Consider the following 23,077-nt stretch of genomic DNA (forward strand, 5'->3'; position numbering starts at 1 on the left):
GGGGGGCGCGAGCGCGAGGCGTGACGCGGACAATCCCGGGAGCGAGGGGGGGTCCCGGCACCCGAAGGTGCCGGGCCCGTCCCGGTCGCGGAGTCGCTGGTCTTCCGCGGAGAGGGGAGGTCAGAGACCGAGCTCGCCCTCGAACGCGCCTTCCTCGAGCCGCTTCTTCATGAAGGTGAGGAAGCGGGCGGCGTCGCCGCCGTCGACCATGCGGTGGTCGTAGGAGAGGAACAGGTACATCATCGAGCGGATCGCGATGGTGTCATCGCCCTCGGCGTTCTGCACGACCACCGGACGCTTGGTGATGGTGCCGGTGCCGAGGATGCCCACCTGCGGAGCGGGCACGATCGGGGTGTCCCAGAGGGCACCGCCCGAGCCGGTGTTGGTGATGGTGAAGGTCGCGCCGGCCAGGTCGTCGGGGACGAGCTTGTTCGACTTGGCGCGGCCGCCGAGATCGCCGATCTGGCGCGCGAGGCCCGCCAGATTCAGGTCGCCGGCGTTCTTGATGACCGGGACCACGAGACCGCGCTCGGTGTCCGCCGCCATGCCGATGTTCTCCGAGCCGTGGTAGACGATCTTGTCGCCATCGATGGTGGAGTTCAGCTGCGGGTAGGTCTTCAGACCCTCGATCGCGGCCATCATCAGGAACGGCAGGAAGGTCAGCTTCGCACCCTCACGGGCGGCGAAGTCGTCCTTCGCCCGGGCGCGGAGCTTCGCCACACGGGTCAGGTCGACCTCGACCGCGGTGGTCAGCTGGGCCATGCCCTGCAGCGACTCCATCATCCGCTGGCCGATGACCTTGCGGATGCGGGGCATCTTCTCCTCGGTGCCGCGCTTGGAGGAGACGTTCACCGCCGGAGCGGCCTTCGGTGCGGAGTCCGCGGCCGGAGCGGCAGCGGCGGCGGGAGCGGAGGCCGCAGCCTTCTGCTCCTCGATCGCCTTCTGCACGTCCTGCTTGCGGATGCGACCGCCGAGGCCGGTGCCGGCGACGGAGGACAGGTCGACGCCGGCCTCGGCCGCCATCTTCCGCACCAGCGGGGTCACATAGCCGGAGGACTCCGCACCCGAGACGGCCTCGTCGGCCTTCGGGGCGGGAGCCGCGGGAGCAGCAGCCGGAGCCGGAGCGGCCTCAGCAGCCGGAGCCGGCTCGGGAGCGGCGGTGGGCTTCTCCTCCGCAGCGGCCGGCTTCTCCTCGGCAGCGGCCTTCTCCTCGGGAGCGGGCGCCGGAGCAGCCTTCTCCTCGGCCGGGGCGGGGGCGGCGGGCTCCGCCGGGGCCGAGGCGCCTGAGGCATCACCGATGACGGCGAGCACGGCGCCGACCTCGGCGTCCTCGTCCTCCTGCACCGCGATCGAGAGCAGGGTGCCCGCGACCGGGGAGGGGATCTCGGTGTCGACCTTGTCGGTCGAGACCTCGAGCAGGGGCTCGTCGACCTCGACGGTGTCGCCGACGGCCTTGAGCCAGCGGGTGACGGTGCCCTCGGTGACGGACTCGCCGAGCGCGGGCATCGTCACCTCCTGGCCCTCGCCGGAGCCACCGGCGGCCGGTGCCTCCTCGGCGGCGGGCTTCTCCTCGGCGACGGGGGTCTCGGTCGAGGGGGCGGTGGTCTCGTCGGAGGCCAGATCCTCACCGGCGGGAGCGGGCTGCTCCGCGGCGGGCTCCTCGGCGGCGGCACCGGAGTCACCGGCGTCGGGCGCGGCGGAGCCGGAGCCGTCGCCGATCACGACCAGGTCGGCGCCGACCTCGGCGTCCTCGTCCTCCTGGACCAGGATCTGCTCGATGGTGCCCGCGACGGGCGAGGGGATCTCGGTGTCGACCTTGTCGGTCGAGACCTCGAGCAGCGGCTCGTCGACCTCGACGGTATCGCCGACGGACTTCAGCCAGCGGGTGACGGTGCCCTCGGTGACGGACTCGCCGAGGGCCGGCATCTTCACGGTTTCGGACATGGTGGTTCTCCTCGGGGGGTGGTCTCAGGCGTGGGCGTGCAGCGGCTTGCCGGCGAGCGCCAGCGCGGCCTCGCCCATGGCCTCGTGCTGCGTCGGGTGGGCGTGGATGAGGGACGCGACGTCCTCCGGGTAGGCCTCCCAGTTGACGATGAGCTGGGCCTCGCCCATGAGCTCGGACATGCGCGAGCCGATCATGTGGACGCCGACGATCGCGCCGCCCTTCTCGCGGACCAGCTTGATGAAGCCGGTGGTGCCGAGGATCTGGGACTTGCCGTTGCCGCCCAGGTTGTACTCGTAGGACTCGACGCCGTCCTCGCCGTACTGCTCCTTGGCCTGCTTCTCGGTGAGGCCGACGGAGCCGAGCTGCGGCTCGCAGTAGGTGATGCGGGCGATGCCGGACTCGACGATCGGCGCGGGGCTCTGGCCGGCGATGCGCTCGGCGACGAAGATGCCCTGGGCGAAGCCGCGGTGCGCGAGCTGCAGGCCGGGGACGATGTCGCCGACGGCGTAGATGCCGGGCACGTTGGTCTCGAGGGTCTCCTTGTTCGCGAGCACGAAGCCGCGATCCATCTCGATGCCCTGCTCCTCGTAGCCGAGGCCCTGGGTGTTCGGGCCGCGGCCGACGGCCACGAGCAGGTAGTCGCCCTCGTAGACCTTGCCGTTCGCGAGGGTGACCTTGACGCCGGTCTCATCCTGCTCGGCCTTCTCGGTGAAGACGCCGAGGGAGAACGCGATGCCGCGCTTCTTGAAGGCGCGCTCGAGAGCCTTGGAGAGGGACTCGTCCTCGTTCGCGACCAGGTGGGGGAGACCCTCGATGATCGTCACCGACTCGGCGCCCAGGGACTTCCACACCGAGGCGAACTCGACGCCGATGACGCCGCCGCCCAGGATGATCGGGTTCTTCGGGATCTCGGGGAGCTGCAGCGCGGCCTCGGAGTCGAGGAAGCGGCCGCCCAGGTCGATGCCGGGGATCGACTTCGAGAAGGAGCCGGAGGCCAGGATGATGTTCTTGCCGGTCAGGGTGCGCGTGCCCTCGGCGGTCTCGACCTCGACGGTGTTCTTGCCGGTGAGGCGGCCGAAGCCCTCGACGTACTCGACCTTGCGGGACTTCACGAGGCCCTGCAGGCCCTTGTACAGGCGGCCGATGATCTTGTCCTTGAAGTCCAGCATCTTCGTGACGTCGATGCTGTTCAGGGAGATGTCGAGACCGAGCTCCTTGCCCTCGGAGGGGGCGTCGGCGACCTCGCCGACGTGGAGGAGCGCCTTGGTGGGAACGCAACCGCGGTGCAGGCAGGTGCCACCGAGCTTGTCCTTCTCCACGAGCGCGATCTTCTGGCCGAGCTGGGCTCCGCGCAGCGCAGCCGCATAGCCGCCGCTGCCACCGCCCAGGATCACGACGTCGTACTGGTCAGTGGTTGTATCCGCCACCTGTGTGCTCCTCGGTGTATGGGTGTCTACCCGGCGCGCATCCACCCGGATGGCCGACGGCGCCGCCTGCGTGACCCATGCTAGGGCACGGGGCGGCACCCGTCGGCCCGCTGACGTGGACTCTCGGCCCCGTGACGAGGAGCGGATCACACCGGCTGACCGGTGGACCCCGGTCTGGTCCTCCCGGCTCCGTCGGCATCCGACGGAGCCGGGAGCCGGCTCAGCGCGCGGCGGCGCGGTCCTCGAGGACCTGCAGCACGGTGCGGACGCTCATACCCGTCGCGCCCTTGCCCATGTATCCCAGCGGCGCGGAGGCGAAGGCCGGACCGGCGATGTCCAGGTGCGCCCACTCGGTCTCGCCCACGAACTCGGACAGGAAGATCCCTGCCGACAGGGCGCCGCCCCAGCGCTCCCCGATGTTGCGCAGGTCCGCGACGCGACCGGTCAGGTCGGCGCGCAGCTCCGCGGGGAAAGGCAGGGGCCAGAACGGCTCGCCGGCGGTCTCCGCGGCGCTCAGCACGCTCTCGCGGCCGGCGTCGGTGCCCATGACGGCCGCGGTGCGCTTGCCGAGCGCCACCATCGCGGCACCGGTGAGGGTCGCGACGTCCATCACCAGGTCCGGCTCGTCGGCGACGGCGTCCACGAGCGCGTCGGCCATGACCATGCGGCCCTCGGCGTCGGTGTTGAGCACCTCGACGGTCGTGCCGTTGCGCATGGTGACCACGTCGCCGGGGCGCTGGGCGCCGCCGCCGGGCATGTTCTCGGCGAGGGCGAGATAGGTGGTCACGGTGATGGGCAGGCCCAGGCGGGCCGCGCCCAGGGTCGCAGCGAGCACCGTCGCGGCCCCGGTCATGTCCGAGGTCATCTCGTCCATCCCCGCGCCGGGCTTCAGCGAGATGCCGCCTGTGTCGAAGGTGATGCCCTTGCCGACCAGGGCGACCGAGGCGGTCGCGCCCTCGGGGGAGTAGGCGAGGCGCACGAGCCGCGGCGGGCGGGCCGAGCCCTGGCCGACGCCGACGATGCCGCCGTAGCCGCCCTCGGCGAGCTGCTGCTCGTCGAGCACGGTGACCTCGAGGGGGAGGCCCGCGGCGAGCTCCTCGGCGCGGCGGGCGAACTCCGCCGGGTAGAGCAGGTTCGGTGGGGTGTTCACCAGGTCCCGGGTGACCGTGACGATGTCGGCGAGAACCTCGGCACGGGCGATCGCGGACTCCGCCGCGGCGGTGTCATCGGCGAGCAGGACGATCTCGGCCAGGGCGCCGTCCGGGGCGGACCCCGCGGTGCCCGACTTGAAGGCGGTGAAGGTGTAGGCGCCGAGGGCGGCGCCCTCGAGGGCGGCGGCGAGCTGCTCGGGGGACCCTCCGGGCAGGGCGACCGCGGCGCGCTCGACGCCGACCAGCGAGCGGGCGGCGGCGCCGTACGCGAGGCGGAGGTCCTCCGCGGAGAGCTCCGCGAGATCGGCCTCGCCGAGCCCGACGAGGAGCAGCGAGCCCGCGGAGGCGAAGGTGTAGGAGGGGATGCGGTGCACGTCCCCGCGCGCCGCGGAGGGGTCGAGGCTCGCGATGGCCGAGGAGATGTCGGCGGCGCCGGGCACGGTCGACGGGGCGCCGTCGGAGCCGGGGACCAGCGGGAGGATCAGGACGTCGACGTCGACGTCGGTCAGGGCGGTGTTCGCAGCAGTCAGTGTGGGCATGGATCTATCGTAGGGGCGCTCGGGCATCCCGTACCGGGCGGTCACAGCGCCCGACGCGAGGTCGGCGCCCGAGAGGACGGACGGCACCCATGGCGGCGTTGGGCATCGTGGTGAGCGTCGTCGGCGGCCTCACCGCCCTGCTGGGTCTCTATTACGCGGTCCGCGATCTCCGCACCGACCTGGTCCTGCTCGGAGCCTGCGCCCTCACCGCTCTGCTGTGGATCGTGCTCGGGGCCGCCCTGCTGGTGCGGGACCTGGCCGGCGGCACCCCCGAGGATCCGATCACCCTCTACGGCTACCTGCTGACCGCGATCGCGATGGTGATCGGGGGCGGCTGGGTCTCGCTCTGGGAGCGGTCCCGCTGGGGCAGCCTCGTCATCGCCGTGGTGGCCGCGACCTCGCTCGTGCTGCTGCTGCGGCTCCACCAGATCTGGCCGGGAGGCTTCGCATGACCCAGGACGACGCAGTGCTCGAGGACGGGGCCGGGACCCCGGCCGACGGGGAGCGTCCCGCGGCCGCTCCGACCCGTGCCTCCCGCGGGTTCGAGGTCGTCCTGATCATGGTCTACGCCCTGTTCGCCCTCTCGGCGACGGCGCGCAGCCTGGTGCAGATCCTGCGCGGCTTCGAGCAGGCCCCGCTCGCCTACCTGCTCTCCCTCGCCGCCGCGCTCACCTACATCGCGGTGACCGTCGCGCTGATCCGCGGCGGCCGCCGTTCCCCGGTCGTGCTGGGACTGTGCCTCGTCGAGCTGGCCGGCGTGCTGCTCGTCGGCACCCTCACCTACGCTCTGCCGGGACTGTTCGCCGATGCGACGGTCTGGACCCACTACGGGCAGGGCTACGGTTTCGTGCCGCTCGCGCTGCCGCTGATCGCCCTGGTCTACGTGCTCCTGACCCGCCGGGCGGGACGTGCGACCCCGATCGCCGCCGCATGAGCACGTACCGTAAGGCCGTGCCCTCCACCGACGACGCCCCCCGCGGCGCCTACGCCGCGCTCTTCCGCCACGTCCTCACCCGGCTCGACGCCGAGCAGGCCCACCGGCTGACCGTGCGCGCGCTCCGTCTGGCCCACGCCGTGCCCGGCGGTCCGGCCCTTCTCCGCACCGTCTTCGGCACCCCGCACCCGCTCCGCGACCGTCGGCCCGCCCGCACCGTGCTCGGTGCCGAGCACCGCTCCCCGCTGGGGATGGCGGCCGGCTTCGACAAGGACGGCGAGGTGCCCCTCGCCCTGCTCGACCTCGGCTTCGGCCACGTGGAGGTCGGGACCGTCACGGCCCAGGCCCAGCCCGGCAACCCCGCGCCCCGTGCCTTCCGGCTCCTGGCCGACCAGGCCCTGATCAACCGCATGGGCTTCAACAACCACGGCGCCCAGGAGCTCGCCCGGAACCTCGCCGCGGCCCGCCGCACCGAACGGGGCCAGCGCGCGGTCATCGGCGTGAACATCGGCAAGTCCAAGGTCACCGCGCTCGAGGACGCCGCGGAGGACTACCGCTTCTCCGCCCGTCTGCTCGCGCCGTACGCCACCTATCTCGCGATCAACGTCTCCAGCCCCAACACCCCGGGCCTGCGGGACCTGCAGACCACCGAGGCCCTGCGCCCCATCCTCGAGGCGGTCCTCGAGGAGGCGCGGGCCGCCGCCCGACGCCTGCGCCGCGAGGTCCCGGTGCTGGTCAAGATCGCTCCCGACCTCCACGACGACGACGTCCTCGCCGTCGCCCGCCTCGCGACCGAGGTCGGCCTCGCCGGGGTGATCGCCGCGAACACCACGATCGCGCGACCCGAGTCCCTGCTCACCGACGCGGACCGGGTGCATAGCATCGGTGCCGGCGGGCTCTCCGGCCCGATCCTCGCCGAGCGCTCCCTCGAGATGCTCCGCCTGCTGCGCCGCGAGCTGCCCGAGGAGGCGGTGATCATCAGCTGCGGCGGCGTCACCACCGCGGCCGATCTCCGCGCCCGGCTCGAGGCCGGCGCCGACCTGGTCCAGGGCTACACCGCGCTGATCTACCGCGGTCCCGGCTGGGCCGGCAGGATCGTCCGCGAGCTCGGCGCGGATCCGTGGGGCTGACCTCCCCGGCCGGGGCGCATTGCCCTGCCGTCCGCCCCGCGGCATAGTCTGAGGGACATGGAGGAGGACCTGTTCTCGGTGTCGCACGACGCCCCGGCGCCGCGCACCCTGTCGGACCGCAACCACGACCACCGCGCCCCGCTCGCGGTGCGGATGCGGCCGCGCCGGCTCGAGGAGATCGTCGGGCAGCACGCCGCGCTCGAGCCCGGCAGCCCGCTGCGCCGGCTCGTCGCGGCCGACGACTCCCGCACAGCCCCGTCCTCGGTGATCCTCTGGGGTCCGCCCGGGACCGGCAAGACCACCCTCGCCTACGTCGTCGCGCAGTCCGGCGACCGGGAGTTCGTCGAGGTCTCCGCCGTGCTCGCCGGGGTCAAGGACATCCGCGACGTCGTCGACCAGGCCCGGTCGAGGCTGCGGACGATCGGGAAGGAGACGGTGCTCTTCGTCGACGAGGTGCACCGCTTCTCGAAGTCCCAGCAGGACGCCCTCCTGCCCAGCGTCGAGAACCGCTGGGTGACGCTGATCGCCGCGACCACCGAGAACCCGCATTTCTCGGTCATCTCCCCGTTGCTGTCGCGCTCGATCGTCCTCACCCTCGAGTCGCTGGACCGCGCCGATCTCGACACGCTGATCGACCGGGCCCTCACCGAGGACCGCGGGCTCGGCGGCGCCGTCACGCTCGCCGACGACGCCCGGGAGGCGCTGCTGCGGCTCGGCGGGGGCGACGCCCGCAAGATCCTCACCTCGCTCGAGGCCGCGGCGGCCGCCGCGCTGATGAAGGAGTCGAAGGAGATCGACGCCGCGACGCTCGCGCAGGCCGTCAATCGGGCGGCGCTGCGCTACGACCGTGCCGGCGACCAGCACTACGACGTCACGAGCGCCTTCATCAAGTCCATGCGGGGCAGCGACGCCGACGCCGCGCTGCACTACCTCGCCCGCATGATCGAAGCGGGCGAGGACCCGCGCTTCATCGCCCGGCGCGTCGTGATCGCCGCGAGCGAGGAGGTGGGCATGGCGGACCCGACGGCGCTGCAGGTCGCGGTCGCGGCCATGCAGGCCGTGCAGCTGCTGGGCATGCCCGAGGGGCGGATCCCGCTCGCGCAGGCGGTGGTGCACATCGCCACCGCCCCCAAGTCCAACGCCTCCTACCGGGCGCTCGACGCCGCGATCGCCGACGTGCGCGCCGGGCGCGGCCAGGGCGTCCCCGCGCACCTGCGCGACGCCCACTACTCCGGGGCAAAGTCCCTGGGGCACGGCGTCGAGTACCGCTACGCCCACGACTTCCCGCACGGGGTGGTCGCCCAGCAGTACCCGCCGGACGACCTGGTGGGGACCGACTACTACGAGCCCACCGGACACGGCCAGGAGGCGCAGACCGCCCGGCGCGTCGAGGCGCTGCGGCGCATCCTGCGCGGCGGATGAGGCGGGTCCAGGGCGGCGAGAGCATCGCCGCCCTGTGGGCGACTCCACAGGAATCCGCGCGCGACCTGCGCCGCGAACCGTTGAGCAGCGCAGGGCCCTGCGCTAGTGTTGGTCGTTGAATCCGCGGCTGCAAGACTGGATTCACCACACGCGATAAGAGGTAGACCTCGTGACCAACGTCACCCGCGCGCGTCGTCAGGCGCGCCTGTCCCGAGCCCTCGGGCTCCCCCTGACCCCGAAGTCGGTCAAGTACTTCGAGAAGCGCCCGTACCCCCCGGGCGAGCACGGCCGCGCCCGTCGTCGGACCGAGTCCGACTACGCGGTCCGTCTGCGCGAGAAGCAGCGTCTCCGCGCCCAGTACGCCCTGCGCGAGAAGCAGATGCACCGCTCCTACCTGGACGCCAAGAAGGAGTCCGGCCTGACCGGTGAGTCGATGGTCGAGCTGCTCGAGATGCGCCTCGACGCGCTCGTGCTGCGCTCCGGCTTTGCCCGCACCATCCTCCAGGCCCGCCAGGCCGTCGTGCACCGTCACGTCCTGGTCGACGGCAAGCTGGTGGACCGTCCCTCCTTCCGCGTGAAGCCGGGCCAGACCATCCAGATCAAGCCCAAGTCCCAGGCGATGGAGCCCTTCCAGATCGCGGCCGAGGGCGGCAACTCCGACGTCCTCGCCCAGGTCCCGTCCTACCTGTCGGTCGAGCTCGCCGAGCTGAAGTCCCAGCTGGTCTCGCGCCCCAAGCGCTCCGAGGTCCCCGTGACCTGCGACGTCCAGATGGTCGTCGAGTACTACGCGCGCTGACCTCCGCCTCACGCGTCGCGAACGGCCCCGGCAGGTGTACTCCGGTACCCTGACCGGGGCCTTCGTGTCCCCCTCCGTCCACCGCAGTCCCGGAAGGACCCCCACCGACCATGCGCACCTCTGAGATCCATCGGCGCTACCTCGCCCACTTCGAGAAGAAGGCGCACGAGGTCGTGCCCAGTGCCTCGCTGGTCTCGAGCGATCCGTCGATCCTCTTCACGATCGCCGGCATGGTCCCCTTCATCCCCTACATCGTCGGGACCGAGAAGGCGCCCTACGACCGCGCCGTCAGCGTGCAGAAGTGCATCCGCACCAACGACATCGAGAACGTCGGCCGCACCACCCGCCACGGCACCTTCTTCCAGATGGCCGGCAACTTCTCCTTCGGGGACTACTTCAAGCGCGGCGCCATCGACTTCTCCTGGGAGCTGCTGACCTCCTCCGTCGAGGACGGAGGATTCGGCCTCGAGCCCGAGCGCCTCTGGATCACGCTGTGGGAGGAGGACGCGGAGTCCTACGAGCACCTCACCTCGGTGATCGGCCTGGACCCGGCGCGCATCGTGCGCCTCCCCTGGGAGGAGAGCTGCTGGGACACCGGGCAGCCCGGACCCGCCGGCTCCACCGGTGAGTGGTACTACGACCGCGGCCCCGAGTACGGTCCCGACGCGCCCACCGGGACCCTCCCGCAGTGGCCCGGGGACGAGCGCGCCGAGGATCGCTACCTCGAGATCTGGAACCTCGTCTTCGACCAGTTCCTGCGCGGTCCGGGCAGCGGCAAGGACTACGAGCTCGTCGGCGAGCTCGACCAGAAGGCGATCGACACCGGTCTCGGCGTCGAGCGACTCGCCTACCTGCTGCAGGGCAAGCAGAACATGTACGAGATCGACCAGATCTTCCCGGTCATCGAGAAGGCGCAGGAGCTCTCCGGCCGCCGCTACGGCGACGACGAGGAGGACGACGTCCGCCTACGGATCATCGGCGACCACGTGCGTAGCGCCCTGATGCTCGTCGGCGACGGCGTGCGGCCCGGCAACGAGGGCCGCGGCTACGTGCTGCGCCGCCTGATCCGCCGCGCGGTGCGCTCCCTGCGCCTGCTCGGCTACGCGGAGCCCGCCATGCCGCACCTGCTGCCTATCTCCAAGGACCTCATGGCCGAGTCCTATCCGGAGCTCGAGGCGGACTTCCCGCGCATCGCCGAGATCGTCTACGCGGAGGAGGAGACCTTCCGCCGCACCCTCGAGACCGGCACCGCGCTCTTCGACCAGGTCGCGAAGGCGGCCTCGGCCGATGGCGGGCGGGTGCTCCCCGGTGACGAGGCGTTCAAGCTCCACGACACCTACGGCTTCCCGATCGACCTCACGATGGAGATGGCGGCGGAGGTGGGCCTCCAGGTCGACGCCGAGGCGTTCCGCTCCGCGATGCAGGAGCAGCGTGAGCGCGCCCGCGCCGATGCAGCGGCGAAGAAGACCGGCCACACCGACACCGCGATCTACAACCGGCTCCTGGGTGAGCGCGGCGGCGAGGTGCCCTTCCTCGGCTACACCGAGGACACCGTCGCGACGACCGTCGAGTCCGTGCTGGTCGACGGCGCGCTCGTGAACTCCGTGCAGGCACCGGCGCAGGTCGAGATCGTTCTCGCGGCGACCCCGTTCTACGCCGAGTCCGGCGGTCAGCTCGCGGACCAGGGCAGCATCGCGCTGACCGGCGGCGGCCTCGTCGAGGTCGATGACGTGCAGAAGCCGGTCAAGGGTCTGATCGTGCACCGCGGCCGTCTCGTCGAGGGCGAGATCGCCGCGGGCGCCTCCGCCCTCGCGACCATCGACCGTGAGCGTCGCGGGGCGATCGCCCGCGCCCACACCGCGACCCACATGGTCCACGAGGCCCTCCGCGAGGAGCTCGGCCACGGCGCCACGCAGGCGGGGTCCGAGAACTCCCCGGGCCGGATGCGCTTCGACTTCCGGTACGGCCACGCGGTCCCCGCCTCCGTGCTGAGCCAGATCGAGGGGCGCGTCAACACGCTGCTGCAGGAGGAGCTGGAGGTCACCGACCAGCAGATGTCCCTCGACGCGGCGAAGGCGGCCGGCGCGCAGGCGCTCTTCGGCGAGAAGTACGGCGACGTGGTCCGTATGGTCTCGATCGGCGGGGACTGGTCGCGCGAGCTGTGCGGCGGCACCCACGTCGCCAGCACCGGCGCGATCGGCTCCGTGCAGCTCATGGGCGAGGCCTCGATCGGCTCCGGCGTGCGCCGCGTCGACGCCCTCGTCGGACTCTCGGCCTACCGCCATCAGGCGAAGGAGCGCGCGCTGGTCTCCCAGCTGAGCGAGATCCTCAAGGTCGGCAGCAGCGACGAGATCCCCGAGCGGGTCCGCTCGCTCACGCAGCGGATGAAGGACTTGGAGAAGCAGCTCGCCGCGCTCCGCGGCCAGCAGCTCCAGGCCGAGGCCGGTCGTCTCGTCGAGGGCGCGACCGAGGTCTCCGGCGTGCGTCTGCTCGCGCACGATGCCGGGGAGGGGATCGCCGCAGGCGATCTGCGCACCCTCGCGCTCGACCTGCGAGCCCGCCTCGGCGAGGACTCGCCCGTCGTCGTCGCGGTCGCCGGCCACGAGGACGGCCGCGCCGCGCTCGTCATCGCGACCAGCGCGGGCGCCCGGGAGCTCGGCCTCAAGGCGGGTGACCTGCTGAAGGGCGGCGCCGAGGCGATGGGTGGACGCGGCGGCGGCAAGCCGGACATGGCTCAGGGCGGCGGCGGCGAGCCCGCGCGGATCGGCGAGGCCCTGGCCGCGGTGCGCGCCGCGATCGAGGCGACCGCGGGCGCATGAGCGGCGCTCCCGGCTCGGACGCCCCCGCGGGCCTGCCCCGGGGGGTCCGCCTCGGCGTGGACGTCGGCGACGTCCGCGTGGGCATCGCCCGCAGCGACCTCGACGGACTGATCGCCACGCCCGTCGAGACCGCCCCCCGTGACACCGCGGTGACACGGGTCCTCACCGAGGCCGTCGAGGCCGAGGCCCGTGTCATCATGGTCGGGCTCCCGCGCTCCCTGGATGGCAGCGAGGGCGCAGCGGCGAGGAAGGCGCGCGATTTCGCCGAACGGCTCGCCGCACAGCTCGACCGGAGCGATCGGGACGTGGAGGTGAGGATGCTCGACGAGCGTCTCACCACCGTCTCGGCGCACCAGGCCCTGCACGCCTCCGGGCGGAAGGGACGCAAGCACCGCCAGGTCGTCGACCAGGTCGCCGCCGTGATGATCCTCCAGCAGGCGCTGGACATCGAACGGTCGACCGGGGCGCGCGCCGGGGAGCTCGTCGAGGTCGACACCGACCTCCCGGGCGACGCCGGCCCCGTGGGACAGGAGGAAGCGGGATGAACGACGAGGACTCGAGCTTCGAGGAGCTCGCCGAGGAGCAGCACGGATCCGGCAGCGGCCGGGGACGGCGCCGCGCCACACGTCGCCGCGCGGGCTTCCTGCGCACCGTGCTCCCGGCACTGCTGGTGATCGCCGTCGTCGTCGGCATCGGCTGGGGCGGCTACACCGGCTACCGCTGGGTCACCTCCAACGTCTCCATGGAGGCGGAGGAGACGGACTTCCCGGGCCCCGGCTCCGGCGAGGCGATCGTGGAGGTCGCCGAGGGCGACACCGGCACGGACATCGCCGGGACCCTCGTCGAGGCGGGCGTCATCAAGTCGAGCGGTCCCTTCATCAACCTCTTCACCTCGACCCCGGACGCCGCCGGCATCGAGCCGGGCGTCTACCGGCTCAAGCTGGAGATGTCCTCGGCCGATGCGCTCAACGCGCTCCTGGATCCGGCGAACCTCGCAGGCCACCGCGTGATCATCCCGGAGGGGCTGCGGCTCACCCAGATCTGGCCGCTGCTCTCCGAGGCCTCCGGCATCCCCGTCGAGGACTTCGAGGCCGCGGCGGTCGACTACACCGCCTACGGCATCCCGGAGAACTCCGCCGGGACCCTCGAGGGCTACCTCTGGCCGGGCCGCTACGACATCCCCGAGGACGCCACCGCCGAGCAGGTGATCCAGATGATGTGGGACCGCATGGAGAAGCAGCTGACGGACCGCGGCATCGCCGAGGCCGACTGGCATCGCACGCTCACCCTCGCCTCTCTCGCCGAGCTCGAAGCGAACAAGGAGGAGGACTACGGGAAGGTCGTCCGCGTCATCCTCAACCGCCTCGAGGGTGCCGGGGAAGCCGGCGGAACGCCCATGCCGCTGCAGTTCGACTCGACCGTGCACTACGTGGCCGGGAAGAACTCGGCGGTGGCCACCACCAATGCCGAGCGCGCCATCGACTCCCCGTACAACACGTACAAGTACGCCGGTCTGCCGCCCGGTCCGATCGCCGCCCCCGGGGGACCGGCCCTCGACGCAGCGGTGTCCCCGCCCGCGGGGGACTGGCTCTACTTCGTCACGGTCAACACCGACACAGGCGAGACGCGCTTCGCGGAGACCTGGGCCGAGCACGAGCAGAACGTCGCGGACTGGCAGGAATGGGCGCAGTCGAAGTGATGTCGGCCGAGCCCGAGCCTGCGATCGGGCAGGCGCTCCCGCGGCGACGCTTCGCCGTGATCGGCTCGCCCGTGGACCACTCGCTCTCCCCGGTGCTGCACCGCACCGCCTACGCGGAGCTCGGCGTCACCGATGCCGAGTACGTGCGCCACGAGGTCGGTGCGGGCGAGCTCGCGGCCTTCCTCACCGACGGTCCAGGCCGTGACCTGCAGGGGCTGAGCGTCACCATGCCCGGCAAGCCCGAGGCGCACGACCTGGCGGCCGAACGGGATGCGACCGCGACGGCTCTCGGCATCGCCAACACCCTCGTGCGCCGGCCCGATGGCACCTGGCGGGCCGAGAACCATGACGTGCACGGCATCGTCGCCGCGTTGCGCGATCACGGGGCCCCCGTCCGCCGCGGTCGGGGAGCGGTCGCGCCATCGAGCGCGGGCGGTGCCGGGCCGACGGGGGCCGTGCTGGGCTCGGGGGCGACCGCGCTGAGCGCCGTCGCGGCGCTCGTCGAGCTGGGTGCCCGCGAGATCCTGCTCAGCGCCCGCAGCCCCGAGAAGCTCGTCCCCCTCGAGGTCCTGGCCGCGGGACATGGCGTGCAGGTGCGCCGCGTCTCCTGGGAGGACAACCGGCAGCTGCTCACCGCGGACCTCGTCGTGAGCGCCCTCGCCGTCCCCGGGGCGCAGGCCGTCGCCGCGGACTGGACCACGGGCGGCCAGCGGGATACGGCACCGGGAGCGGTGCCGGGCGTCTTCCTGGATGTCCTCTACGACCCCTGGCCGGCACCCCTCGCCGGTCTCGTCGGGGCGCTCGGCGGCGAGGTCGCCGATGGGCTCGAGATGCTCGCCCATCAAGCGGATCTGCAGGTCCGCTCGATGCTCGGGGTGCAGCGCGCCCCGGTCCGGGCCATGCTCGAGGCCGCTCGCCGCGAGCTCGCCTCCCGCTCGAGCTGAGCCGCGCGAGCGTCCCGGGGCCGTCGCCGCGACGGCGGTCGCGGAGGGTCGATGGTCCCTTGAATCCTTCAGTCAAGGGATAGTAAAGTCGGACGGATCCACGGGGGCAGAGGGCCATCGGACGAGCACGAGGGAGTGACTCATGGAGACACGGCGAGGATCCTGGGAGCCGACGGCGACCCAGCGCACGGAGATCGACTCCCCGGCGACCCCGATCCCGACCGCGGACACCACCTCCCTCCCGATCCTCCCCGAGACGTCCACCCCGTTGCTGCGCCGCTGCACCGCCCTCGCGGCCCGGGCCCGGGTCGACCTGCTGACCCCCTCCGTCCACGGCTCGGCCGACGAGCTCGAGCTGGTGCTCGCCGAGCTGAGCACCTGGGAGCCGCAGCGGGTCATCGACCCCGATCCGACCATGCTGGCCCTCGCCGCCGCCTCGCTGCAGGACCTCGCCGAGCGCGTGGCGGATCCGGCGCGGGTGGGGGCGGGGTCCCAGATCGCCCTCGTCCTGGATCTCCTCCACGCCGTCATGCCCGGATCGCGAGTGACAGCCCCAGCGTGATGATGGCCACGTCATGCCTGGCAGAGCCCAGATCGGTCGTCGACGGACCCGGGGTCGTGCTAATCTTCTCGAGTCGCTACGGCGGCCATTCGTCCGGATGGCGGAATTGGTAGACGCGCTAGCTTGAGGTGCTAGTGACCGTATTAGGTCGTGGGGGTTCAAGTCCCCCTTCGGACACGGTATGACGAAGGGCCCCGGTTCTCACCGGGGCCCTTCGTCGTCGTCCGGGCGGAGCGGACAGGGCGGCTCGGTCCCGAGCACGTCCCGGGACCCGGGGGAAGGCGGGGCGGTCAGCCGCTCCTCGACGGCTCCCTGCTCGCTACGATGCGGCCATCCGGCGCACAAGGAGCCCCCGTGACGAGCCTGCCCGAACCCGTCCCCGCGGCGGAGCCCCCGTCGGACGTGCCCGCGGTCCGCCCCACCCCGCCGTGGCGCTACGCCCTGGGCATGTTCGGCACCTCGATCCCGATCAACTTCATCAAGGGGTCGATCGTCCTCTTCTACGTCGACGAGCTGGGGCTGGACGTGCGGGCCTATGCGATCGTGATGATCGTCTACGCGATCATCGACGCGCTCGACAACCCGCTGCTGGGTCATCTCTCCGACCGCACCCGCAGCCGCTTCGGCCGACGTCGACCCTGGCTCCTGGTGGGCGCTCCTCTCCTCGCCGCCTCGATGATCGCGCTGTTCAGCCCGCCCGCGGCGCTCGACGGCACGGCCCTGGTGCTCTGGTTCGCCGTCTTCGCGATCCTCTGCGAGCTGATGGACTCGATGCTCAACGCGAACTACGGAGCGCTCCTGCCCGAGCTCTTCCCCGGGGAGCGGCGGCGTGCGGTCGCCAACGCCCTGCGCCAGGGCTTCCAGCTGATCGCCATGATCATCTCCCTCGCCCTCACCCCGATCCTGACGACTTCCTGGCTGGGCAGCGAGCACAGCACCGAGGGCTTCTCGCGCACCGCGCTGCTCTACGGCGTGATCGCGGTCGTGGTGATCGTCGTGATGGCCCTCGGGGCCCGGGAGGACCCCCGCCACTCGGCGCTCGAGCGACCGCGTCTGGGCCGGGCGGTGCTGCAGATCCTGCGCACCCGGCAGTTCTGGTCCGTGGGCCTCACCGGCGCCTGCTACACCGCCGCGCTCGGCCTCGTGCTCTCGGGGGTCCAGCTCTACGTCCGTCACACCCTCGGGCTTCCCGTCGCCTACGCCTTCGCGCTCCAGGGGGCGGTGATCGTCGTGGCGGCCGCGGGGCTCGCGGTGTGGGCGCAGGTGATCGCGCGCATCGGGGCCCTGCGCGCCTGGCGCTGGGCCTTCGTCGTGCTGGCGGCGGGGTTCGCGCTGCTGCTGATGGCGCCGACGCTGGCGACCGCGATCGGAGCGGGAGTGGTGCTCGGCGCCGGTTGGGCCGGGATGATGGCGACGCACGATCTCGTCGTCGCGCGGGTGCTCGATGCCGATGCGGCCCGGCACGGGACGCACCGGGAGGGCCTGTTCCTCTCGGCCTTCGGGGTGTTCGGCCGGCTCAACGGCATCGTCTCGGGCGTGGCCCTGGCCTCGCTCGGAGTGTTCTTCGGCTACTACTCGGGAGAGGACCCGGGGGAGCGGACCGGCCTCGCCTTCCGCGTCTACCTGTGCGCCTACCCGCTCGGCCTCGTGGTCCTCGGCGCGATCGCCGCCCGTTTCGTGCGCATCCCGGCCGCTCCCGAAGATTCTGGAGTAGTGTCCAGTACAGACTGAACCGGGAGGCGCCGTGGCCGTTCGACGACTCGTCATCACCGCCGACGACCTCGGCCGCGACCCCCTCACCGACCAGGTGATCGCCGAGCTCGCCGCGGCCGGGGCCATCACCGCCGCCTCCCTGCTCGTCACCACGCCCCACGCGGAGCGGGCGGCCCGCGCGGTCCACGCCGCGGGGATCACCCCGCACCTGCATACCTGCCTCGTCGCCGAGAGCACCGGGGGACCGTGGCGGCTGCTCACCGACGCCCCCTCGCTGCACGAGCCGGACGGCACCCTGCGCCTCGCGGACCCGCTCACCGAGCTCTGCGCCCAGGACAGGGAGGTCCTGGCCGAGCTCGAGGCGCAGCTGGGATGGATGCACGACAGGGGCATGCGACCGCGGGCCGTCGACTCGCACACCGGAACCCTCTACGGCCTGCACGGCGGCGGGCTCCTGCCCGGGGCGCTGCACTGGGCCGCTCGGCACGGCCTCGCCGTGCGCCTGCCCCGCGACCCCGAACCGCTCCGCCACCTCGACCGGCCCGGTGCCGCCGCGCCGCGGTCCTCCCTGCTCGGTCCGACGGAGCGCGAGGCGCGGCACCGCCGGGCCGTGGAGCTCGCCGACCACCTCGGGGTGCCGATCCCGGCTGCGATCCTCACCAACCCGCTCCCCGCCCGCCTCCTCGGCTCCTACGAGGCGCTCCGCGACCGGCTGCTGCACGGCGTGGCCCGGTTGCCGCCCGGCACCTCGGAGCTGTTCCTCCATCCGTCGGGCGAGGGCCCCGGCATCCCGCCGGAGCGGGCCTGGGAGGCGCGGCTGCTGCACGATGCGCAGTGGTGGGACGCCCTGGCCTCGACGGGGGTCGAGCTCGTCGACCGCTGGTGAGGCGGGGGAGCGGTGCCCGCCCGTGGAAGAATCCCGGCATGGTCCACGTCTTCCTCCACGAGCCCGCGATCGCCGGCAACACGGGCAACGCCATCCGCCTCGCCGCCGTCACCGGGGCACGCCTCCACCTCATCGAGCCTCTCGGCTTCGACTTCGAGGACGCGAAACTGCGCCGCGCCGGGCTGGACTACCACGACCTCGCCGACGTGAACGTCCACCCCGATCTGGAGACGGCCCTCGCGGCCGTCCCGGTCTCCCGGGTCTTCGCCTTCACCGCGCGCACCGAGACCACCTTCGGCGAGATCGAGTACCGGCCGGACGACGTGCTCCTGTTCGGCACCGAGCCGACCGGGCTGCCCGCGGAGGCGCTCTCCCATCCGCGGGTCACCGCCCGGGTGCGGATCCCGATGCTGCCCGCGCGCCGCTCGCTCAACCTCGCCAACTCGGTGTCGATCGCCGTCTACGAGGCCTGGCGCCAGAACGGCTACGACGGGGCGGGCGTGTGATGGCCCGACGTCCCGTCCGCATCGAGCGCCGCAACGCCCAGTTCCAGCAGTGGCAGGCGCTGCTGACCAACCGCACCAAGCGCACCCGCAGCGGGGAGATGGTGATCCAGGGGGTGCGTCCCCTGACGCTCGCCCTCGAGCACGGGATCGAGATCCGCACTCTGCTCAGCGACGGCCGCGAGACCCCGAGCCGCTGGGCGCGCGAGCTCCTCGCAGACCCTCCCGCGCCGGTCATCGATCTCGCCCCCGAGCTCATGGCCGAGCTGGGGGAGCGGGACGAGGGGACCCCCGAGCTGCTCGCCCTCGCCGCGATCCCCGCTGACGACCTCTCGCGCCTCTCGCCGGAGGTGCTCGGCCCCGACGCGCTCGTGGTCGCCTTCGACCGTCCCTCCGGTCCGCGGAACATCGGCTCGCTGGTGCGCTCGGCCGACGCGCTCGGCGCGAGCGCGGTGATCACCACCGGTCATGCGGCGGACGTCTGGGATCCCGCCGCGATCCGCGCCTCGACCGGGAGCGTCTTCGCCCTCCCGGTGCTGCGCCTGTCGTCGCCGCGGGAGGTCCTCGCGCATCTCGAGGGGCAACGGGCCGGCGGCGTCGACTGGCGGGTGGTGGGTCTGGACGAGGCCGGCGGGCACACGCTCGAGAGCACCGATCTCACCGGTCCGGTGCTGCTCGTGGTCGGCAACGAGACCGCGGGCATGAGCGCCCAGTGGCGGGAGGCCTGCGCCGTGATCGCGGAGATCCCCATGGTCCCCGGCACGGGCGCCTCCTCGCTCAACGCCGCCGTGGCGGGCTCGATCGCCCTCTACGAAGCGCGACGCCAGCGGGACGCCGCGGCCCGCTGATCGGGGCCCGGGCGGGACGCCGGGGGAGCGGGGTCAGGCCGTGCCGAGGGCGGCCGCCACGAGCGGCGCCCCGGCGAGGCCCAGCACGGGGCCCGAGAGCAGGATCGGACCGTACGCGAAGCGCTCCCCGGACCGGCCGCGCAGCAGCAGCACCGATCCGACGATCCCTCCGAGCAGGGCGATCCCCAACAGCGCCGCGAGGAGCTCCTCCCCGCCGAGGGCCCCGCTCATGAGCACCACGGCCGGCAGGGTCTTGGCATCGCCCATCCCCAGCAGCTGCGGGGCGAGCAGGGCGAGAAGCACCGCGCCGAGGCCCAGGACGAGCGCGAGCACGGCCGCCGATCGCAGTGGCGCGCGGAGGGCGGGCTCGACGAGGGCGCAGAGGATCAGGCCGATCGCGACCGCCGCCGTGAGCAGGCCGACCCACCGGTTGGGCAGCCGGTGCTCCCGCAGATCGATGCGCGCGAGCACCACCGCGGGCGGCGCATAGGCGACCGCCAGTACGAGGAGCGGGAGCAGCACCGGCGGCGACATGCGCCCAGTCCATCAGACCGCGCCCGTCGGCGCTCCCGCACCCCGCGCTCTGTGGACAGCGCGGCGGTCAGTCCGAGCGGTCCGCCCCGAGAGCCGACTCCACGCGCACGATCCGGCGCCGCATCCAGACCTTCCGGCCGCCGCCGAGGTACTTCCGGGTGCGCGCATGCTCCCACCGGCCGTACTCCGCGTGCTCCGTGAGCGCTGCGCGCACCTGGGACACGGAGCTCTCCCGGGGGACGGTGATGATCTGGAACTCGTAGTCCTCGGCCGACCGGCCGCGCTCGAGGGGGAGGTCCCTCAGGCCGCGCGGATCCCGGACGATCTCGATGCGCGCGACGAGGGGTGGTGGCTGGGACGGCACGGGCACTCGCTTCCGGGGATCGACGACGCCGCGCCGGGTCGGGTCCGGGCCTGGCAGGCGGCACGGATCCGTGACCTCGCCACGGCAGTTTCCGCTGTCCATTCTGCCGCCGGACGATGTACCGTCCAACCATGAACACGGATCCTCGCTCCGCTCTCGCTGCGCTGATCGCTGCCCTCGAACGTCACTACGAGGCGGCCGCCGCCTCCCGCGGTGACGACGATCCCGCCCTGGAGGCTGCGACCGAGCAGCTCACCACGGCCTTCGACGACTATGACGACGCCCTCTTCGACGCCTACGACATCGCTACCCCGCTGATCGTCTTCGACGGCGAGGATGATGACGAGGACGACGACGAGGACGACTTCGACGATCTCGACGACTTCGAGGACGACGAGGACGACGACGAGGAGTTCGGCGACGACGACCTCGAGGACGACGAGGAGGACGACGAGCGCTGAGCAGCGCTCTCCGTCCCGTCGTCGTCCCCGTTTTCGTCGTCGTCGCGGTTCTCTCACGGCGACATCCCCGTCCCTTCACGACGTCTGCACGAACGGCCCCCACGCGGCGCCGGGCATCCCGCCCGGCGCCGCGTACTCTGTCCTGGGCCGGTGAGCATCCCCGGCCCGTCCCGCCATCGCCGTCCGTCGAGGAGTCCGCATGTCGTTCATCGAGGCAGTGATCCTGGGCCTCGTCCAGGGCCTCACGGAGTTCCTCCCGATCTCCTCGAGCGCGCACGTGCGCGTGGTCGGCGAGCTCATGGCCCCCGGGCAGGATCCCGGTGCGGCGTTCACCGCGATCATCCAGTTGGGCACCGAGACCGCGGTCCTGATCTACTTCTGGAAGGACATCACGCGGATCATCGGCCGCTGGTGCCGGGCCCTCGTCGGCCGCCTCCCGCAGTCCGATCCGGACGTCCGGATGGGCTGGCTCGTGATCCTCGGCTCGATCCCCATCGGCGTGCTGGGTCTCCTCTTCGAGGAGCAGATCGACAACGGCCTGCGGAACCTCTACATCACCGCCACGATGCTCATCGTCTTCGGCCTCCTGCTGGGCCTCGCCGATCGCATCGCGCCACAGCGCAAGGAGCTGAAGGAGCTCTCCTGGCGCGACGGCATCCTCTTCGGCCTCGCGCAGGCGCTTGCCCTGATCCCCGGGGTCTCCCGCTCGGGCGGCACCATCACCGCGGGGCTCCTCATGGGCTACACCCGCCAGGCGGCGGCCCGCTACGCCTTCCTGCTGGCCGTCCCCGCCGTCTTCGCGTCGGGCCTCTACAAGGCCGCGAAGGAGGTCCCGGCGCTGCTCACGGCCGACGGGCGGGCCGCGGCCGCGGCCGCCGGGGAACCCTCCCTGCTCGTGATCATCGTCGCGACCCTGGTCGCCTTCGGCGTCGGCTACGCGGTGATCGTCTGGTTCATGCGCATGATCGAGAACCGCTCCTACACCGTCTTCGTGGTCTACCGCGTCGTCGCCGGTCTCGTGCTGCTGATCCTGCTGTGGACGGGCCTGGTCGATCCGCTGGGCGGCGCCTGACCGCTGACCTCGGCGGGAACCGTATGATCGACCGGTGCGTTCCTGGACCTCCCCGAGCATCTCGCCCCTTCCCGCCTCCGGCCTCCCGCTGCGGCTGCACGACACCCGGACCGGGCGGATCGCCCCGCTGGTGCCCCTCACGCCGGGGACGGCGCGGCTGTACGTCTGCGGGATCACCCCGTACGACGCGACCCATCTCGGACACGCCGCGACCTACCACGCCGCCGATCTGATGCGGCGCGCGCTGCGCGACAGCGGCCTCGAGGTGGAGGTCGCCCAGAACATCACCGACGTGGACGACCCCCTGCTCGAACGCGCGGAGCGGGACGGCGTGGACTGGCGCGAGCTCGCCGCCTCCCAGGTGGACCTCTTCGCCGAGGACATGGAGGCGCTGCGCATCGTCGCCCCCGAGACCTACCTCTCGGTGAGCGAGGCGATGGACCAGATCATCGACACCGTCGATCGCCTGCGCGAGCGGGGACGCGCCTACCAGGTGGAGACCCCCGACGCCGAGGGCGAGGACTGGTACCTCGACCTCTCCGTGGACGGCGCGCTGGGGGACGTCTCCGGATGGAGCGAGCAGCAGATGCTCTCCGTCGTCGCCGAGCGCGGCGGCGACCCCGACCGCCGCGGCAAGCGCGGCCGCTTCGACCCGCTGCTGTGGCGGGCCGAGCGCGCCGGGGAGCCGGCCTGGGACGCCGGGGAGCTCGGGCGGGGACGCCCCGGCTGGCACGTCGAGTGCGTATGCATCGCCGAGGGCGGCCTCGGGCTCCCCTTCGATGTGCAGGCCGGCGGCTCGGACCTGGTCTTCCCGCATCACGACCTCAGCGCGGCCCATGCCGTCGCCCTCGGCCGCAACTTCGCGACCGCCTACGCCCACAGCGGCATGGTCGCCCTCGACGGCGAGAAGATGAGCAAGTCGCTCGGCAACCTCGTGTTCGTCCACCGCCTGGTCCGTGACGGGGTCGATCCGATGGCGATCCGTCTCGTCCTCATGGCGCACCACTACCGGGCTGACTGGGAGTGGTCCGAGGCGGAGCTGACGCAGGCCGAGGCGCGCCTGGCGTCCTACCGCGCCGCCGCGGCGCTCGGGGGCCGGCACCCGGATACCGTCGAGGCGCTGCGCGCCGCGCTGCGGCAGGATCTCGACACGCCGTCGGCTCTCGTCGCCCTCGACGCCTGGGCGGCGCGTGCCGGTGCCGCGGATCCCGCGGCCGAGCAGGCGGCGGGGGAGACGGGGCCCGACGCGGCGGAGGCGCGCCCCGGGGACGTCGCCACCGCCTGCGATGCCCTCCTCGGACTCGCCCTGACCGACTGAGCGGCCCGGC

22 protein-coding genes and 1 tRNA gene are annotated in these 23,077 nt (G+C 72.5%); 18 read left to right on the forward strand and 5 right to left on the reverse strand.

Annotated features, from left to right (window positions below; genetic code table 11):
- Positions 1–120: 120 nt before the first annotated feature.
- The 3 genes from sucB to V1258_RS02920 form a co-directional block, all read right to left on the reverse strand.
- Positions 121–1,944: a 2-oxoglutarate dehydrogenase, E2 component, dihydrolipoamide succinyltransferase gene (gene sucB / locus V1258_RS02910; protein ID WP_329748277.1), complete on the reverse strand. Its 1,824-nt coding sequence runs from the start codon at positions 1,942–1,944 to the stop codon at positions 121–123.
- 24 nt (positions 1,945–1,968) lie between these two features.
- Positions 1,969–3,372, reverse strand: coding sequence for a dihydrolipoyl dehydrogenase (lpdA, locus tag V1258_RS02915; protein WP_329748278.1), 1,404 nt, complete (start codon positions 3,370–3,372; stop codon positions 1,969–1,971).
- Between the two features lie 220 nt (positions 3,373–3,592).
- Positions 3,593–5,062, reverse strand: coding sequence for a leucyl aminopeptidase (locus V1258_RS02920; protein ID WP_329748279.1), 1,470 nt, complete (start codon positions 5,060–5,062; stop codon positions 3,593–3,595).
- A gap of 89 nt (positions 5,063–5,151) precedes the next feature.
- Here V1258_RS02920 and V1258_RS02925 point away from each other — a divergent pair, with 89 nt between their 5' ends.
- From V1258_RS02925 to V1258_RS02995, 15 genes are all read left to right on the forward strand, one after another.
- Positions 5,152–5,514: a hypothetical protein gene (locus V1258_RS02925; RefSeq protein ID WP_329748280.1), complete on the forward strand. Its 363-nt coding sequence runs from the start codon at positions 5,152–5,154 to the stop codon at positions 5,512–5,514.
- The gene (locus V1258_RS02930; RefSeq protein WP_329748281.1) at positions 5,511–5,996 is read left to right on the forward strand and encodes a hypothetical protein; all 486 of its coding nucleotides are present in this window, start codon (positions 5,511–5,513) and stop codon (positions 5,994–5,996) included. The genes V1258_RS02925 and V1258_RS02930 overlap by 4 nt, the downstream gene beginning before the upstream one ends.
- Entirely contained in the window at positions 5,993–7,126 is a 1,134-nt protein-coding gene (locus V1258_RS02935; RefSeq protein ID WP_329748282.1) for a quinone-dependent dihydroorotate dehydrogenase, read from the forward strand. Before V1258_RS02930 ends, V1258_RS02935 begins: the two co-directional genes overlap by 4 nt.
- Before the next feature lie 57 nt (positions 7,127–7,183).
- The gene (locus tag V1258_RS02940; protein ID WP_329748283.1) at positions 7,184–8,548 is read left to right on the forward strand and encodes a replication-associated recombination protein A; all 1,365 of its coding nucleotides are present in this window, start codon (positions 7,184–7,186) and stop codon (positions 8,546–8,548) included.
- Between the two features lie 169 nt (positions 8,549–8,717).
- On the forward strand, positions 8,718–9,344 hold the full coding sequence (rpsD, locus tag V1258_RS02945; protein ID WP_329746640.1) for a 30S ribosomal protein S4: 627 nt from the start codon (positions 8,718–8,720) through the stop codon (positions 9,342–9,344).
- Positions 9,345–9,454: 110 nt separating this feature from the next.
- Positions 9,455–12,163: an alanine--tRNA ligase gene (gene alaS / locus V1258_RS02950; RefSeq protein WP_329748284.1), complete on the forward strand. Its 2,709-nt coding sequence runs from the start codon at positions 9,455–9,457 to the stop codon at positions 12,161–12,163.
- Positions 12,160–12,708, forward strand: a complete 549-nt coding sequence (gene ruvX, locus V1258_RS02955; protein WP_329748285.1) for a Holliday junction resolvase RuvX — start codon at positions 12,160–12,162, stop codon at positions 12,706–12,708. Before alaS ends, ruvX begins: the two co-directional genes overlap by 4 nt.
- On the forward strand, positions 12,705–13,862 hold the full coding sequence (gene mltG / locus V1258_RS02960; RefSeq protein ID WP_329748286.1) for an endolytic transglycosylase MltG: 1,158 nt from the start codon (positions 12,705–12,707) through the stop codon (positions 13,860–13,862). The genes ruvX and mltG overlap by 4 nt, the downstream gene beginning before the upstream one ends.
- The gene (locus V1258_RS02965) at positions 13,844–14,806 is read left to right on the forward strand and encodes a shikimate dehydrogenase family protein (RefSeq protein WP_329748287.1); all 963 of its coding nucleotides are present in this window, start codon (positions 13,844–13,846) and stop codon (positions 14,804–14,806) included. The genes mltG and V1258_RS02965 overlap by 19 nt, the downstream gene beginning before the upstream one ends.
- Positions 14,807–14,948: 142 nt before the next feature.
- Positions 14,949–15,368 carry a hypothetical protein gene (locus tag V1258_RS02970; RefSeq protein ID WP_329748288.1) on the forward strand — a complete coding sequence of 140 codons (420 nt, stop codon included), beginning with the start codon at positions 14,949–14,951 and terminating at the stop codon, positions 15,366–15,368.
- A 91-nt stretch (positions 15,369–15,459) separates the two neighbouring features.
- Positions 15,460–15,545, forward strand: a tRNA-Leu gene (locus V1258_RS02975).
- 177 nt (positions 15,546–15,722) lie between these two features.
- A complete protein-coding gene (locus V1258_RS02980; RefSeq protein WP_329748289.1) occupies positions 15,723–17,099 on the forward strand; it encodes an MFS transporter in 1,377 nt (458 codons plus the stop codon).
- Positions 17,100–17,112: 13 nt separating this feature from the next.
- Entirely contained in the window at positions 17,113–17,967 is an 855-nt protein-coding gene (locus V1258_RS02985) for a ChbG/HpnK family deacetylase (protein WP_329748290.1), read from the forward strand.
- Positions 17,968–18,005: 38 nt separating this feature from the next.
- On the forward strand, positions 18,006–18,473 hold the full coding sequence (locus V1258_RS02990; RefSeq protein ID WP_329748291.1) for a tRNA (cytidine(34)-2'-O)-methyltransferase: 468 nt from the start codon (positions 18,006–18,008) through the stop codon (positions 18,471–18,473).
- Positions 18,473–19,318 carry a TrmH family RNA methyltransferase gene (locus V1258_RS02995; protein ID WP_329748292.1) on the forward strand — a complete coding sequence of 282 codons (846 nt, stop codon included), beginning with the start codon at positions 18,473–18,475 and terminating at the stop codon, positions 19,316–19,318. Before V1258_RS02990 ends, V1258_RS02995 begins: the two co-directional genes overlap by 1 nt.
- A 33-nt stretch (positions 19,319–19,351) precedes the next feature.
- Here V1258_RS02995 and V1258_RS03000 read toward each other — a convergent pair whose 3' ends face one another.
- Both V1258_RS03000 and V1258_RS03005 read right to left on the reverse strand, forming a co-directional pair.
- Positions 19,352–19,852, reverse strand: a complete 501-nt coding sequence (locus V1258_RS03000) for a prepilin peptidase (protein WP_329748293.1) — start codon at positions 19,850–19,852, stop codon at positions 19,352–19,354.
- Positions 19,853–19,919: 67 nt separating this feature from the next.
- Positions 19,920–20,216: a DUF5703 family protein gene (locus V1258_RS03005; RefSeq protein WP_329748294.1), complete on the reverse strand. Its 297-nt coding sequence runs from the start codon at positions 20,214–20,216 to the stop codon at positions 19,920–19,922.
- 131 nt (positions 20,217–20,347) lie between these two features.
- On the opposite strand from V1258_RS03005, the gene V1258_RS03010 reads away from it, so the two are divergent.
- The 3 genes from V1258_RS03010 to mshC all read left to right on the forward strand — a co-directional run bounded on the left by V1258_RS03010 (position 20,348) and on the right by mshC (position 23,067).
- Complete coding sequence (locus tag V1258_RS03010) at positions 20,348–20,677, forward strand: DNA primase (RefSeq protein WP_329746652.1); 330 nt, start codon at positions 20,348–20,350, stop codon at positions 20,675–20,677.
- Positions 20,678–20,876: 199 nt separating this feature from the next.
- Complete coding sequence (locus V1258_RS03015) at positions 20,877–21,749, forward strand: undecaprenyl-diphosphate phosphatase (protein ID WP_329748295.1); 873 nt, start codon at positions 20,877–20,879, stop codon at positions 21,747–21,749.
- Between the two features lie 34 nt (positions 21,750–21,783).
- The gene (gene mshC / locus V1258_RS03020; protein WP_329748296.1) at positions 21,784–23,067 is read left to right on the forward strand and encodes a cysteine--1-D-myo-inosityl 2-amino-2-deoxy-alpha-D-glucopyranoside ligase; all 1,284 of its coding nucleotides are present in this window, start codon (positions 21,784–21,786) and stop codon (positions 23,065–23,067) included.
- Positions 23,068–23,077 lie beyond the last annotated feature (10 nt).

The sequence above is a fragment of the Brachybacterium sp. J153 genome (assembly GCF_036311905.1).
Lineage (GTDB): Bacteria > Actinomycetota > Actinomycetes > Actinomycetales > Dermabacteraceae > Brachybacterium.

Bases quoted from the DNA above. Each gene is read 5' to 3' on its own strand.
- V1258_RS02925 (WP_329748280.1), top strand. From the start codon at position 5,152: ATGGCGGCGTTGGGCATCGTGGTGAGCGTCGTCGGCGGCCTCACCGCC.
- V1258_RS02935 (WP_329748282.1), top strand. From the start codon at position 5,993: ATGAGCACGTACCGTAAGGCCGTGCCCTCCACCGACGACGCCCCCCGC.
- V1258_RS02990 (WP_329748291.1), top strand. From the start codon at position 18,006: ATGGTCCACGTCTTCCTCCACGAGCCCGCGATCGCCGGCAACACGGGC.
- V1258_RS02995 (WP_329748292.1), top strand. From the start codon at position 18,473: ATGGCCCGACGTCCCGTCCGCATCGAGCGCCGCAACGCCCAGTTCCAG.
- V1258_RS03015 (WP_329748295.1), top strand. From the start codon at position 20,877: ATGTCGTTCATCGAGGCAGTGATCCTGGGCCTCGTCCAGGGCCTCACG.
- sucB (WP_329748277.1), bottom strand. From the start codon at position 1,944: ATGTCCGAAACCGTGAAGATGCCGGCCCTCGGCGAGTCCGTCACCGAG.
- V1258_RS02940 (WP_329748283.1), top strand. From the start codon at position 7,184: ATGGAGGAGGACCTGTTCTCGGTGTCGCACGACGCCCCGGCGCCGCGC.
- V1258_RS02930 (WP_329748281.1), top strand. From the start codon at position 5,511: ATGACCCAGGACGACGCAGTGCTCGAGGACGGGGCCGGGACCCCGGCC.
- V1258_RS02920 (WP_329748279.1), bottom strand. From the start codon at position 5,062: ATGCCCACACTGACTGCTGCGAACACCGCCCTGACCGACGTCGACGTC.
- ruvX (WP_329748285.1), top strand. From the start codon at position 12,160: ATGAGCGGCGCTCCCGGCTCGGACGCCCCCGCGGGCCTGCCCCGGGGG.
- mltG (WP_329748286.1), top strand. From the start codon at position 12,705: ATGAACGACGAGGACTCGAGCTTCGAGGAGCTCGCCGAGGAGCAGCAC.
- V1258_RS03010 (WP_329746652.1), top strand. From the start codon at position 20,348: ATGAACACGGATCCTCGCTCCGCTCTCGCTGCGCTGATCGCTGCCCTC.
- V1258_RS03000 (WP_329748293.1), bottom strand. From the start codon at position 19,852: ATGTCGCCGCCGGTGCTGCTCCCGCTCCTCGTACTGGCGGTCGCCTAT.
- V1258_RS02965 (WP_329748287.1), top strand. From the start codon at position 13,844: ATGGGCGCAGTCGAAGTGATGTCGGCCGAGCCCGAGCCTGCGATCGGG.
- alaS (WP_329748284.1), top strand. From the start codon at position 9,455: ATGCGCACCTCTGAGATCCATCGGCGCTACCTCGCCCACTTCGAGAAG.
- V1258_RS02970 (WP_329748288.1), top strand. From the start codon at position 14,949: ATGGAGACACGGCGAGGATCCTGGGAGCCGACGGCGACCCAGCGCACG.